Genomic DNA, 13,045 nt, shown 5'->3' with positions numbered 1-13,045 from the left:
GACGGTTTGTGACTGATTTTCTATAAATAATAGAAGCTTAGAAGCCACTTGATTATACTTGAAGGTTTTTTTGATTCAGCTGAAAGCGCAATTGAGACGCAATGGATAAATTTTAGATCCCAGCATTGAAAAGGATGGAACAGGTGAGGGGTAAAAAGTGACCTTCGTAAGGGACAGGTTAGGTACAGGTTGTCTTTCGACCCATCGCTTCGCGAGAACGGCAATGGTGAGGAGGAAACACTGGTCAACCGTGAAGCGGCATTTACGCTCCAGCCTCCAGAAGGCTTTTGCGCTCAAGACAGTTGTTTCGTTGTTGCCGACCCCGGAACGGCAGAGGCATCCACTGCCGTTCTGTTTTCCATGAATCAGGTTCGGATGAAGTGCAGCGTCTTGAAACTCCGGCGCCATTCGCTGACGCGCTCGGCCATCGGTTCCGGGTCGTTTGATCGCAACGCTTCTGCAATCATGCGGGCGAGTTGCGTCATGTCGTTTTCATCCATGCCCCAGCGCACGAGTTCAGGCGTCCCGAACCGCAATCCATTCATGTCTCCATCAAGCGGCGGGAGGGGCAGGCCGATACCGCAGGCCAGAAAACCCGCTTTGCGGAGTTTTTTCGAGGCAGCCTGACCGCCTCCGAAAGCAGCAGCTTCCAGCGCAAACTGATGAGAGGCCGTAGGGCCATTCTTGGTTGAATAGACCGGAAGCCGCTCCGCTGACAGAGCCGCGGCAAGCGCTGCTGCTGTGGCGACCATTTTTTCTGCATAGGGTGCGCCGAAGTCGCGCCAGTCCAGAAGGGAGACCGCGAGTGCGGCGGACTTGGCAACATCGAAATTGGCTGTCAGGCCGGGAAAGGCAATCGCATCGAGTTTTTTCGACAGCGCTTGTTCGTTGGTGACGATCAGGCCTCCTGCCGGTCCTCCTAGGCTCTTGTAGGTGCTCATCGTCATCAGGTGAGCACCTTCAGCCAGAGGATCGGCGAAGACACCACCTGCAATCATCCCGCATTGATGAGCTGCATCGAACAGAACATAGGCGCCAACTTCATCTGCGATTGCCCTGATCTCGGAAACCGGGTGAGGGAACAGGTTCAGGCTCATGCCGATGGTGATAAGCTTCGGTCGAAGTTCCAGCGCTTGCTTGCGGAGCCCCTCCAGATCAATCGTGTAACCATCTTGGTCAATCGGCGCTTCGTGGATTTTCAGCCCGTAGAGCCCGGCGCAGCCGGGAGTATGATGTGTCACATGCCCGCCGACGGAAGCCGGCGGCGCGATGATGGTGTCACCGGGCGCGCAGGTCGCCATGAAAGAATAAAGATTGGCAAGCGCTCCAGAACCAACCCTGATTTCCGCGTATCGCGAATTGAAGACTTCACAGGCAAGGTTCGCCGCAATGACCTCGATTTCTTCGATCGCCTCCAGTCCCATTTCGTACTTGTCACCTGGATAGCCGAGTGACGGCCGCGAGCCGAGACCACTGGCCAGCAACGCCTCGGCCTTCGGGTTCATGACATTGGTTGCCGGATTGAGATTGAAACAATCCCTTTCGTGGATCGCGCGGTTCTCCTCCACCAGAGCGTCTATCCGGATGTTTATCTGCTCCGAAGTCATGGTCCGGGTGTTGTCGGTAATGCCGTCTATCCGGCGCGCCACGGTGTCCGGTAACCAGGGGCGGAGCTCATGTGCAGACATTTAAGGTTCTCCAATGCGTATTGGAACAACAGTGATCTTTTGCAGGCGAATCTGCAATTCCGAATTTCCTGAGAAAGTGCAGGCGGAGACGGTTGGGCAGCAAGTGGTCCGATTTGCTTTGAGGCAGAGGCTTAACCGAGTTCCAAAACCGTTCACGTCGGAAAACGGCGTGCCCGAAGCGCTGCATTTTGGACGGGAGGTGAAAACTCTGCGGATGCAATTTGAAAGGGTGGTGCTGCGGAGCGCTTATCTGCGACACCGTTGAAAATCCGTGGAAATCTGGTCCGGGATTTTCGCAATGATGCATGTTAAGGTTTTGCCCGGAGGGGAATTTTTGGCTCAATTGCGAGCACCTGGCCGGGTACGCAAAACTACTATTGGGACACTCTGCCCGGGGCATGCGACATTCTGCATGCAACTTTCACATCTTTGAATGCAGTAAGACCCCTCTTGATATGAATCAACGCGGCTCAAAAGGAGTCGTGCGCATGGTCGTGCCATCGTTGGCACCTTGTATGGATTCTAAGGACTGGGGCGCTAAAATGGCACATAAAAAGACCAATATGGTCTCGCTCGAGGAGGGTGGTTTCGCCATCTTCCTTGTGCTGCTCGCATTTGTCTGCCTAATCGTGGCAGGTAAGACCTTTGATCAGGTCATGGCATTTCACGCTGGTATCGGGGCATTCTTTGCCGCGGTCAGCGTGTTTCTTATTTTCAAGAACTATTTCGACGATGGCGGCGAACCGATCCCTGCCGAAATCGACGGAAAACCCAACTACAATCTCGGCCCTGTGAAATTCGGCGCAATCGCGGCGATGTTCTGGGGTATTGCAGGTTTCACCGTAGGGTTGATCATCGCACTTCAGCTGGCCTGGCCGGCATTGAACTTTGATCTCCCCTGGACCAACTTCGGCCGCCTGCGTCCGCTGCACACCTCCGCGGTGATTTTTGCGTTTGGCGGTAACGTACTGCTGGCAACGTCCATGTACGTCGTTCAGCGGACCTGCCGTGTTCGCATGCCAGGCAAGATCCTGCCCTGGTTCGTGATCCTGGGATACAATGTGTTCATCCTTATTGCGGGAACCGGCTATTTGCTCGGTGTCACCCAGAGTAAGGAATACGCTGAGCCGGAATGGTATGCCGACCTGTGGCTGACCATCGTCTGGGTCTTCTATCTGTTCTTGTTCCTCGGCACGCTGTGGAAGCGCAAGGAACCGCACATCTATGTAGCAAACTGGTTCTATCTGGCGTTCATCGTCACGATCGCCATGTTGCACATCATCAACAACCTGACGATCCCGGTTTCGATTTACTCGACCAAATCCTACATCGTCTGGGCAGGTGTTCAGGATGCGATGGTTCAGTGGTGGTACGGCCACAATGCGGTGGGCTTCTTCCTGACCGCCGGCTTCCTGGCCATCATGTACTACTTCATCCCAAAACGTGCTGAGCGGCCGGTCTATTCTTACCGTCTGTCCATCATTCACTTCTGGGCGCTGATCTTCCTCTACATCTGGGCGGGTCCTCACCATCTGCATTACACAGCTCTGCCGCAATGGGCTTCCACGCTCGGCGCGACGTTCTCCATCATCCTTTGGATGCCGTCATGGGGCGGTATGATCAACGGTCTGATGACGCTCTCAGGAGCATGGGACAAGCTGAGAACCGATCCGGTTCTGCGTATGATGGTCGTGTCTGTTGCCTTCTACGGCATGTCGACCTTCGAAGGTCCGCTGATGAGCCTGCGCTCGGTCAACTCCCTGTCGCACTACACGGACTGGACCATTGGTCACGTGCATTCCGGTGCACTCGGCTGGGTTGGCTACATTTCCTTCGGTGCGCTCTACTGCCTGATCCCGTGGTTGTACAACAAGAAGCGGCTGTATTCCCTGCGTCTGGTTGACTGGCACTTCTGGTTGTCGACGATCGGTATCGTGCTCTACATCACGGCGATGTGGGTCTCCGGTATCATGCAGGGTCTGATGTGGCGCGCTTACGACAGCCTCGGCTTCCTGGAGTATTCCTTCGTCGAGACCGTGGAAGCGATGCATCCCTTCTACATCATCCGTGCCTTGGGCGGTGCGCTCTTCGTGCTCGGCGCTCTGATCATGGCCTACAATCTCTGGATGACCGTCCGTCATGGCGAGGCTGAAGAAGCCGATGCCGCGCCGGCTGGCTCCCTGGCTCCGGCCGAATAAGGGAGGGACAACAATGTCACTTTGGAAAAAACACGAAGTCTTCGAAAAGAACTCCTTCGTCCTTCTGGTCGGTATTCTGATCGTGGTCGCCATTGGCGGCCTGGTCGAGATTGCTCCGCTCTTCTACCTGAAGAGCACGATCGAGAAGACGGAGGGCATGAGGCCCTATACGCCTCTCGAACTCGCCGGTCGCGACATCTACATCCGCGAAGGTTGCTATCTCTGCCACTCGCAGATGATCCGTCCGATGCGTGATGAACTTGCGCGCTACGGCAACTACTCGCTGGCAGCGGAAAGCATGTATGACCATCCGTTCCAGTGGGGCTCCAAGCGTACCGGGCCGGATCTTGCGCGAGTTGGTGGCAAGTACTCTGACGATTGGCACGTCGAGCACCTGATCAACCCGCGCTCACTGGTCCCCGCATCGATCATGCCCGGTTATCCGTTCTTGGCGGAAAACAGGCTGAACACGCGGGATGCCCAGGCGGCTCTGACGGTCAACACCGTTGTTGGCGTGCCTTACACGGATGAGCAGATTGCCAATGCGAAGTCTGATCTCGTCGGACAGGCCATGCCGGATTCGGACGCTGCCTACGCATTCGAGGAGCGCTGGCCGACAGCCACCGTCCGCGATTTTGACGGCAATCCGAAGGAAGTTACGGAGATGGACGCTCTTGTTGCCTATCTCCAGGTGCTGGGCACCATGGTTGACTTCTCCATCTACGACGACAAGGCAAACTCGAGGTAAAGGCGATGAACGAAACGTATAACGCTTTTGCGGGCTTCGCCCAGACCTGGGGCTTGGTCTACTTCGTGATCCTGTTCGGCATTGTCCTGGCCTACGCTCTGTGGCCGAAGAACCGTAAAAAGTTCGACGATGCTGCCCACATCCCGCTCCGGGAGGATTGATCCATGGCGGATTCACATAAAAAGGAAATCGACCAAATCTCCGGGGTCGAGACGACCGGCCACGAATGGGATGGTCTGAAGGAACTGAACAACCCGTTGCCGAGATGGTGGCTCTACCTCTTTTATGTCACCATCGTATGGGCGGTGATCTATTGGGTGCTCTATCCGGCGTGGCCGTTGGTCAACGGATACACTCACGGTCTTTTGGGCTCAAACCAGCGTGAAGAAGCTGTCGCTGCCTATGAAAAGGGCATAGCTGAGCAATCCGAGTTTGCCGACAAGATCGTGGCGACGTCTCTTGAGGACATTTCCAAGGATCAGGAGTTGCTTCAGTTCGCACTCGCCAGCGGACAGGCGGCATTCGGTGACAACTGTGCACCGTGTCACGGCACGGGCGGCACGGGTGCTGAAGGTTATCCGAACCTCCAGGACGATACCTGGATCTGGGGCGGTACGCTGGATGACATCCACACCACGCTTCTCTACGGCATCCGGACGGATAACGACGACACGCGTGTCGGCGACATGCCCGCATTCGGCCGCGACGAGTTGCTGAGCCGCGACGAGATCAATCAGGTTTCCAACTTCGTCGCGTCCCGCGCCGGTCTGGAAACGGATGAGGGCGTCGATCTGGCGGCCGGTCAGGTTCTCTACGAGGACAATTGTGCGGCATGTCACGGCGACAATCTGGAAGGTATCCAGGAAGTCGGCGCACCGAGCCTGATGTCCGCCAACTACCTCTATGGCAAGACGCTTGCGGACATCAAAGAGCAGGTGTTCAACGCTCGCAATGGCGTGATGCCGGCCTGGAACGAGCGCCTCGATCCGGCAACGATCAAGTCGCTGACGGTCTATGTCCACTCCTTCGGCGGTGGTCAGTAAATTGGCTGGGAAGGTGCGGAATATGCGCCGGAAAGCCTGAAGCTATTGATCCGGCGCAAAGTGTGACGCTTTGCGCCGGATTAATTTAAGACCACGCTGTAACTGAGCAGTGGCAAATTGGTTATCCAGGATCCTATTGGGGCAGGATCGCGTGAAAGAGGACGGACGGTATGTCTACGGACACCGATACGCATGAGGGCGGGAATCCGGATACTTGGTTCGAGTCTGCCAAAAAGATCTATCCCATGGCGACCCACGGAACTTTCCGTAGGATCAAGTGGACGATACTATTCATAACGCTTGGCATTTATTACTTCCTGCCTTTCATCCGCTATGACCGCGGACCGGACGCACCCGGGCAGGCGGTTCTGATCGATATGGAAAATGCCAGGGCTTACTTCTTCTTCATCGAGATTTGGCCGCAGGAGGTCTACTACCTCACCGGTCTGCTGATCATAGCGGCCGTGGCACTGTTTCTGATGAACGCGGTCGCGGGCCGGATCTGGTGCGGCTACCTTTGCCCACAAACTGTCTGGACCGACTTGTTTCTCTGGGTCGAGCGGAAGGTCGAGGGTGACCGGCGTGAACGCATCGCGCTCGACAAGGACCCTTGGACCTTCAGCAAGGTCCGTAAACGCGCCACAAAGCATTTTTTCTGGTTGATGATAGCCTGGTGGACCGGGGGTGCCTGGGTGCTCTACTTCAATGACGCACCGACCCTCGTCTGGCAGCTGTTGACCTTCCAGGCGCCGATGATCGCCTATATCTGGATCCTGATCCTGACGTCGACCACGTATCTGCTTGCAGGTTTCATGCGCGAGCAGGTCTGTATCTACATGTGTCCCTGGCCGCGCATTCAGGCAGCGCTGACAGACGAAAAAGCGCTGAATGTGACCTATCGCTGGGACAGAGGCGAACCGCGCGGGTCGCTGAAGCAGAACAAGAAGCTCGCGGCGCAGGGTCTTCCGGCTGGTGACTGCATTGACTGCTTCCAGTGCTTCCAGGTCTGCCCGACCGGCGTCGACATTCGCAAGGGAATGCAGCTGGATTGTATCCAGTGCGGTCTTTGCATCGACGCGTGCGACAACATCATGACCAAGATCGGTAAACCGACCGGCTTGATCGCTTACGACACTGACGAAAACATCGAGCGCCGCCTTGAAGGCAAGGAGCCCGTATATGAGTTCGTTCGGGTTCGTACGGTCATCTACGTTGCCATCATCGCGGTCGTCGGTGCCATCATGTTGTTCACATTGCTGAATCGGGATTTTGCCGACATCAGCGTGTTGCATGATCGCAACCCGGTCTTCGTCGAGCAATCCGACGGCACTGTTCGCAACGGCTACACGGTGCGCTTGTCGAACAAGCGCCGTCACGCGCGTAGTTTCATGCTGCATGTCGAAGGCATGCCCTCGAACACGCTGGTTGAAGCTGTCGGAGCGGAATCCACCTTTGCAGGTAGGCCGATCATCGAAGTCGGGCCGGACACTACCCGGGAAGTACGCGTTCTTGTAACGTCTCCTCCTTGGGTGGATATGCCTCATTCGACGCCAGTGACCTTCCGCATTACCGAAAGTGTGATGGGGGAAGTGGTCACTACCAAAGACACCTTCAAAGCCCCAGGCAAGCCTTGAGGAGTTCAGGATGACGATGGTTCAGACAAATGCAAAAGAACCCAAACCCATCACAGGCAAGACGGTTCTGGCCTGGCTGATTGGCTTCTTTGCAGTGATTTTCATAGCCAACGCAATTTTCATCTATCTCGCGCTCGGGTCGTTCCCGGGCGTGGTGGTGGAAAGCTCATATGAGGCTGGCCAGAACTACAACAGCGAAATTGCTGCTGCGAAAGCTCAGGAACGACTCAATTGGCAGGTCGCCAGCGAATTTGTTCCTGTCGGTGAGACCGAACATCAGCTGCGGGTCACGGCGGCTGATGCCGAAGGCACTCCGCTATATGGCGTAGACGTTCAGGCAACTCTGCAACATCCCGCGCAGCAAACTGCGGATGTTGAAGTGATCCTGAACGCCGATGGCGGTGGACGCTATGTCGGGACACTCGACAAGGTGTATTCCGGTAATTGGACACTTGTTCTGGAAATCGAGCAGGACGGCAAAAGGGTGTTCAAATCCGAAAACCGGATTTTCCTGAAAGACTGAGGCAGAGGCCGTGACGGTTCATCAGCGCGATTGGCAGGCATTTGTCACACCCGGAAAAGACGGTGCGGTTCATATGGACCTCGCCGTTGACGGGATCACCTGTGCTGCGTGCATGGGGGAGATCGAGCGCGGATTGAAACGACTGCCGGGAATTCGGACCGCACGGGTCAACCTTACAAGCCAAAGGCTGGCAGTGGACTGGGTTGAAGACCAGACCGGCGCCGATGAAATCGTCTCCGAACTGGCACGGCTCGGCTATACCGCGCACCCTTTTGATCCTGCGAGCCAGAAGGAACGCCAGGACAAGACCGGCAAGCAGTTGTTGCGCTGTCTCGCGGTTGCAGGCTTTGCCGGCATGAACATCATGCTTCTGTCGGTGTCGGTTTGGTCGGGCAATGCTACCGACATCACGCCGGAAACGAGGGACTTTTTCCATTGGCTCTCGGCGCTGATTGCCTTGCCGACGGTTGCCTATGCCGGGCGCCCCTTTGTCAAAAGTGCTTTTAACGCCCTTGCTGCAGGGCGTTTGAACATGGACGTTCCGATTGTCATCGGTGTGTTTTTGGCCGTTGCCCTCTCCGTCGTGCAAACCCTGCAGCACCAGCATCATGCCTATTTTGAATCAGCCGTGATGCTGCTGTTCTTCCTGCTGGTCGGCCGTTATCTCGACCACAACATGCGCGGTCGCACGCGCTCGTTTGCCGAAAACATTGCCGCGCTGAAGGCGGAGGTCGCCGCGAGGATCAATCCTGATGGAACCGTGAGGGAAGTGCCGCTTTCCAAGGTCAATTCAGGCGACCTTGTGCTGGTATCCGGCGGCGAGCGTGTTCCGATTGATGGCGTCGTGGAAACGGGCCAGTCGGAAATCGATCAGAGTCTCGTCACCGGCGAGAGCGTTTTGGTCCCGGTGAAGCCCGGGCAGCGTGTCTATGCCGGCACATTGAATGGAGCAGGGGCTCTTCAGGTGCGCGTCGAGGCTGCATCAGGGGCAACATTGCTCGACGAAGTCAACCGTTTGCTCGAAGCGGCTTCACAGGCGAAGTCGAAGTATGTCCGGATTGCAGATCGAGCAGCGCGTCTGTACGCCCCCCTGGTTCATGGGGCGGCTGCTCTGACTTTCCTTGGGTGGCTGCTTGCAGGGTTGTCATGGCAACCGGCTCTGGTGATTTCCATCTCCGTTTTGATCATCACGTGTCCCTGTGCACTTGGTCTGGCCGTCCCTGCAGTTCAGGTTGTTGCCTCCGGGCAGCTCTTCAGAAGCGGTATCTTGCTGAACTCTGGAGATGCCATCGAACGGCTGTCGGATATTGACACCATCCTCTTCGACAAGACCGGGACGCTTACGCTTGCCGAGCCTGACCTATGTGGAACTCTGGACCCTGATGACCACGTGATCGCTTTGGCGGGCCGTCTTGCGCTTGCAAGCCGCCACCCGCTTTCGGCAGCTCTCGTGAAAGCAACCGGAGCGTTGGTTCCGCTGCCCAATGTCGAAGAGGTTTCCGGTGCAGGGCTGGAAACAATTGTTGACGGCGACCTGTTGCGTCTGGGTAGTCCGCTTTATTGCGGTGCCCGGCAGGAAGATGTTGCGCAGGCGCTTCAGGCAACACCCGGGGCTTCGCTTCTCGCAATTCGTTTTGGCAACAGACCGGTCCACCTTCTTGCATTCCGCCAGCGTCTTCGCCCGGACGCCCCGCAGGTCATCAGACTTCTCCTCGAAGAGGGCTATAAGATTGAGATCTTGTCCGGCGACACCGAACCTGCTGTTGCCGATTGTGCCAAAACGCTTGAGGTCGCAGATTGGCGCGCTGGTATGAAACCTGCCCAGAAGATTGCGCGCCTGGAAGAGTTGCAACGTCAGGGCCGCAAGGTGCTGATGGTTGGTGATGGTCTTAATGATGCGCCGGCCCTTGCAGGTGCCCACGTGTCACTGTCGCCAGTTTCGGCTGTTCATCTGAGCCAGGCTGCTGCCGATGCGGTGTTCCTTGGTGAAAAGCTCATGCCGGTTGCAGACGCCCTGCGGCTTTCCAGGAAAGCCCGGGCTGCGATCGAGCAGAACCTCTGGATTTCGGCGCTGTACAACGTTATCGCCGTGCCGATCGCCGTTGCCGGTTTTGTGACACCGCTCATGGCGGCGGTCGCCATGTCTGCTTCTTCGCTTGCCGTGACAGCAAATGCCTTGAAACTGCGCTGGGGAGAGGTTAATCGGAGCCAGTCATCAGGTTCCGAAGACAACTCAAATCGGGGGCTGCGAGGATAATCGTTCATGGACGTTCTGATTTACCTGATCCCGATCGCATTGTTTCTCGGAGGGCTGGGGCTGGTGGCTTTCCTATGGTCACTGAAAAGCGGTCAGTATGACGATCTTGAAGGTGCTAAATGGCGCATTCTGGACGATGATGACCTGCCGGATTGATTTCCTGGAACGAGGTCAGGTGGTTTCGGAGTATTCACTCAAATTATCATGACGTGTACGGGGCCTCTGTCTAAGGTCCGGCATTGCTGAAATGTCAGGGAGAGTTCTCATGAAGCGGTTTCCCGATGCTCACAAGCCCGGCTATGCCGCGTATTCCAAGTTGTCGCTGGCAATATACGATACGCTTGTTCTTGGACTTTCGAACCGCTTCATCTGGAGATGTCCGAGTGAGTTTCTGACAGCTCTCTACAATCGAAATCTGTCGGCAGATCATCTGGATGTCGGTGTCGGCACAGGTTTCTTCCTCGACAAGGCAACATTTCCAGTTTCCTCCCCGAAGATAACGCTCATGGACCCCAACGAAGCCTGCCTGGAAAAGGCGGCTTCCAGAATCGCAAGATACGAGCCGAACAAGATACGCGCAGATGCGCTCGTTCCGTGGCTCAGGCAGCTGGGGTCATTTCGGTCGATTGGCATAAATTATCTGTTGCACTGTCTACCGGGAACAATGACGGAAAAGTCGGTCCTCTTCGACCATCTGAAACCGCATTTGGCGGAAGACGGAACTCTGTTCGGTGCAACCATTCTGCAGGGCAATGTCTCCCGCACGGCCTTGGCACGTAAGCTCATGCGGATTTACAACGGAAAAGGTATCTTCTCGAACGAAAACGACACGCGCGAGAGTCTGGAACTCGAATTGTCCCGCCGGTTCAAGAATGTGGACATCGAGATGATGGGCTGTGTCGCCCTGTTTTCTGCAAATCAACCGATCTAGCGCTCAGCTGGGGATCGAGCATTCTGGCATTAAGGGACTGCGCCTCAATGCCCGGGAACAATGGAAATCGCCATGCAAACGGCGACCAGGACCAGGCCAATGCCTGAAATCAACAGCGCATTTTCCCGCAGAAGTTCTGCGAAGCCGGAGCGGGACCGTTCATCGTCGAATGAGAACATGTTTTCCTCGTCGAAATGCTCGGCCTTGTGAAAACTGGGTCTTGCGAGTGTTGGCAAAGGGGCCTCGGTTTTTGTTTTTGTTGTGGCGGCAACATGAGGCTGCACCCCTGAAAGTCACGTTAATTGAATTGCCGAGAAAAAGTTAATTCACCGCAACATTACCAAGGAGTGAAACCGGCCACCGAATATACGGTGGTGGCGTAAACGCTGTGTTGGGGCATTTGCCGAAGCAGGAGAGGGCTTGATGCCGGGATGAATGATGGCCGCGTCATCACGGGCTAACTCATTGTTCAGACTTTCGTGTCAAGACTTTGGGGAAACAAGGAGGACTAGGTGAGCCTGGATCTTGCCTCTCTGACATTTTTGCTGGTCGAAGACAGTGCCTATATGCGGACGATCCTGCGCACGATGCTGCAGGGCTTCGGCGCACGCCGCATTGTGGAAGCCGAGGACGGAGCATCCGGCCTCGAGGCGATGGACCGTGCGAACCCGGATATCCTCATTCTGGATTGGGTCATGCCCATTCTGGATGGGGCCGACATGGTGCGCATGATCCGCAGTCCCAACAATCCCTTTGCCTATATCCCGATCATCATGGTGACAGCCCATACCGAGCGCAGCCGGATCGTTGAAGCGCGCCGACTCGGTGTTCATGAGCTTTTGTCCAAACCGATCTCGGCCAAGTCGCTTTATCAGCGGGTATCGAGTGTGATCCTGCATCCAAGGGACTTCATCAAGACCGCGACCTATTTTGGGCCAGCTCCTCGTGAAATCCGCAACAGACAGAAGATCTGGCAGGGTGGGCCTGGTCAACCGCCTGGACAAGGTCCCCAAGGCGGCGATGAGGGTGAAAACGTCACCGCGATCGGATAAGCAGACGGGCTTTTCTTAAGAAATTCAGTCGTTTACCGGTGTGTAACCGGTTATGCCGCTGCAATCGATCCGATCGATTGCGGATTGCTTTGCGCGGTTTGAGCAGCGCTTGCTTCCAGATTATCTGCAAACTCTGCCAAGACGTCCAGATCCACGGTGTAGTGGTCCAACAGAAACTGGGAAAGAACATCAATCGGAAGATGCTGGTAGCCGTCGATCGCAGCCATCAGAGCTTCAAGAGTGTCCAGCCGTTCACGCAGCTTGATCATCGTAATCCGCTAAGTCGATTTTCTTTCACTTTGGAAGTTTATAGTTAATAGTACGTAAATCTGACAAGTGCAAGCAGGTGTGGCAACTTGTTCTGGTACCTTGTTGCCGTCCACAAACTTTTTTCAAAAAATCGCAGATTTTCTGGAAAAATACACCTTATGAATACATTGTGCCTGCGCAAAGTGAGGAACATTTTTGATGGCCAAAACGATCTATGTTTTGAACGGTCCAAATCTCAATCTTCTTGGGAAGCGCCAGCCGGAAATTTACGGTTCGCAGACCCTGGAGGATGTGCGCCAACTGTGTGAGGCGCAGGCCGACGAAACCGGGCTGAATGTGGTCTTCAGGCAAAGTAATGCTGAACATGACCTCATTGACTGGATACAGGAAGCCCGTGAGAGCGCCAGTGGTATTGTCATCAATCCGGCAGCGTATTCCCACACATCTGTGGCCATCCTGGATGCACTGAATATGTGCACTTTTCCTGTTATCGAGGTTCACATTTCCAACATTCACCAGCGCGAGAGTTTCCGCCACCATTCGTATGTAACCGCGCGTGCAAACGGGGTGATCGTCGGATGCGGAACGGAAGGCTACTTGTTGGCGCTTCGCCATATGGCAAGTCTGTTGAAGGACAGCTGACACCACGTTGACCAGAAAATTCCAAGAAGGCTCAACGTTGAAAATCAGTAGGAATTTCC

Annotated in this window: 14 protein-coding genes; 11 read left to right on the top strand and 3 right to left on the bottom strand. The window is 55.5% G+C overall.

Annotation, left to right across the window (positions count from 1 at the left end):
• Positions 1 to 365: 365 nt before the first annotated feature.
• Positions 366 to 1,688, bottom strand: coding sequence for a serine hydroxymethyltransferase (gene glyA / locus ABLO27_RS07640; RefSeq protein WP_353031807.1), 1,323 nt, complete (start codon positions 1,686 to 1,688; stop codon positions 366 to 368).
• A gap of 542 nt (positions 1,689 to 2,230) precedes the next feature.
• Here glyA and ccoN point away from each other — a divergent pair.
• The 9 genes from ccoN (at position 2,231) to ABLO27_RS07595 (ending at position 11,022) form a co-directional block, all read left to right on the top strand.
• Positions 2,231 to 3,886 (top strand): cytochrome-c oxidase, cbb3-type subunit I, encoded by a 1,656-nt coding sequence (ccoN, locus tag ABLO27_RS07635; RefSeq protein WP_417714756.1) that lies wholly within the window; start codon positions 2,231 to 2,233, stop codon positions 3,884 to 3,886.
• Between the two features lie 13 nt (positions 3,887 to 3,899).
• A complete protein-coding gene (ccoO, locus tag ABLO27_RS07630) occupies positions 3,900 to 4,634 on the top strand; it encodes a cytochrome-c oxidase, cbb3-type subunit II (RefSeq protein ID WP_353031805.1) in 735 nt (244 codons plus the stop codon).
• 5 nt (positions 4,635 to 4,639) lie between these two features.
• Positions 4,640 to 4,795: a cbb3-type cytochrome c oxidase subunit 3 gene (locus ABLO27_RS07625; protein WP_352939892.1), complete on the top strand. Its 156-nt coding sequence runs from the start codon at positions 4,640 to 4,642 to the stop codon at positions 4,793 to 4,795.
• Between the two features lie 3 nt (positions 4,796 to 4,798).
• Entirely contained in the window at positions 4,799 to 5,677 is an 879-nt protein-coding gene (gene ccoP / locus ABLO27_RS07620; RefSeq protein ID WP_353031804.1) for a cytochrome-c oxidase, cbb3-type subunit III, read from the top strand.
• A gap of 170 nt (positions 5,678 to 5,847) precedes the next feature.
• Entirely contained in the window at positions 5,848 to 7,311 is a 1,464-nt protein-coding gene (gene ccoG / locus ABLO27_RS07615) for a cytochrome c oxidase accessory protein CcoG (RefSeq protein ID WP_353031803.1), read from the top strand.
• Positions 7,312 to 7,321: 10 nt separating this feature from the next.
• Positions 7,322 to 7,834, top strand: a complete 513-nt coding sequence (locus ABLO27_RS07610; RefSeq protein WP_353031802.1) for a FixH family protein — start codon at positions 7,322 to 7,324, stop codon at positions 7,832 to 7,834.
• A gap of 10 nt (positions 7,835 to 7,844) precedes the next feature.
• The gene (locus tag ABLO27_RS07605; protein ID WP_353031800.1) at positions 7,845 to 10,091 is read left to right on the top strand and encodes a cation-translocating P-type ATPase; all 2,247 of its coding nucleotides are present in this window, start codon (positions 7,845 to 7,847) and stop codon (positions 10,089 to 10,091) included.
• A gap of 6 nt (positions 10,092 to 10,097) precedes the next feature.
• Positions 10,098 to 10,247, top strand: coding sequence for a cbb3-type cytochrome oxidase assembly protein CcoS (ccoS, locus tag ABLO27_RS07600; protein WP_352939887.1), 150 nt, complete (start codon positions 10,098 to 10,100; stop codon positions 10,245 to 10,247).
• 109 nt (positions 10,248 to 10,356) lie between these two features.
• Positions 10,357 to 11,022, top strand: a complete 666-nt coding sequence (locus ABLO27_RS07595; RefSeq protein WP_353031798.1) for a class I SAM-dependent methyltransferase — start codon at positions 10,357 to 10,359, stop codon at positions 11,020 to 11,022.
• A 44-nt stretch (positions 11,023 to 11,066) separates the two neighbouring features.
• Here the strand turns inward: ABLO27_RS07595 and ABLO27_RS07590 are convergent, their stop codons facing one another.
• Positions 11,067 to 11,258, bottom strand: coding sequence for a hypothetical protein (locus ABLO27_RS07590; RefSeq protein WP_353031797.1), 192 nt, complete (start codon positions 11,256 to 11,258; stop codon positions 11,067 to 11,069).
• A gap of 276 nt (positions 11,259 to 11,534) precedes the next feature.
• On the opposite strand from ABLO27_RS07590, the gene ABLO27_RS07585 reads away from it, so the two are divergent.
• A complete protein-coding gene (locus ABLO27_RS07585) occupies positions 11,535 to 12,074 on the top strand; it encodes a response regulator (protein ID WP_353031796.1) in 540 nt (179 codons plus the stop codon).
• Positions 12,075 to 12,124: 50 nt separating this feature from the next.
• Here the strand turns inward: ABLO27_RS07585 and ABLO27_RS07580 are convergent, their stop codons facing one another.
• A complete protein-coding gene (locus ABLO27_RS07580) occupies positions 12,125 to 12,343 on the bottom strand; it encodes a hypothetical protein (protein WP_353031794.1) in 219 nt (72 codons plus the stop codon).
• 199 nt (positions 12,344 to 12,542) lie between these two features.
• Here ABLO27_RS07580 and aroQ point away from each other — a divergent pair, with 199 nt between their 5' ends.
• Positions 12,543 to 12,986, top strand: a complete 444-nt coding sequence (aroQ, locus tag ABLO27_RS07575; RefSeq protein WP_353031793.1) for a type II 3-dehydroquinate dehydratase — start codon at positions 12,543 to 12,545, stop codon at positions 12,984 to 12,986.
• Positions 12,987 to 13,045 lie beyond the last annotated feature (59 nt).

The sequence above is a fragment of the Roseibium sp. SCP15 genome (assembly GCF_040329435.1).
Lineage (GTDB): Bacteria > Pseudomonadota > Alphaproteobacteria > Rhizobiales > Stappiaceae > Roseibium.
Note: the sequence above shows the minus strand (reverse complement) of the source record. Positions and strands in the feature narration are given on the sequence as shown.

Coding starts and splice junctions, on each gene's coding strand:
- glyA (WP_353031807.1), bottom strand. CDS start 1,688: ATGTCTGCACATGAGCTCCGCCCCTGGTTACCGGACACCGTGGCGCGC.
- ccoN (WP_417714756.1), top strand. CDS start 2,231: ATGGCACATAAAAAGACCAATATGGTCTCGCTCGAGGAGGGTGGTTTC.
- ccoO (WP_353031805.1), top strand. CDS start 3,900: ATGTCACTTTGGAAAAAACACGAAGTCTTCGAAAAGAACTCCTTCGTC.
- ABLO27_RS07625 (WP_352939892.1), top strand. CDS start 4,640: ATGAACGAAACGTATAACGCTTTTGCGGGCTTCGCCCAGACCTGGGGC.
- ccoP (WP_353031804.1), top strand. CDS start 4,799: ATGGCGGATTCACATAAAAAGGAAATCGACCAAATCTCCGGGGTCGAG.
- ccoG (WP_353031803.1), top strand. CDS start 5,848: ATGTCTACGGACACCGATACGCATGAGGGCGGGAATCCGGATACTTGG.
- ABLO27_RS07610 (WP_353031802.1), top strand. CDS start 7,322: ATGACGATGGTTCAGACAAATGCAAAAGAACCCAAACCCATCACAGGC.
- ccoS (WP_352939887.1), top strand. CDS start 10,098: ATGGACGTTCTGATTTACCTGATCCCGATCGCATTGTTTCTCGGAGGG.
- ABLO27_RS07595 (WP_353031798.1), top strand. CDS start 10,357: ATGAAGCGGTTTCCCGATGCTCACAAGCCCGGCTATGCCGCGTATTCC.
- ABLO27_RS07580 (WP_353031794.1), bottom strand. CDS start 12,343: ATGATCAAGCTGCGTGAACGGCTGGACACTCTTGAAGCTCTGATGGCT.
- aroQ (WP_353031793.1), top strand. CDS start 12,543: ATGGCCAAAACGATCTATGTTTTGAACGGTCCAAATCTCAATCTTCTT.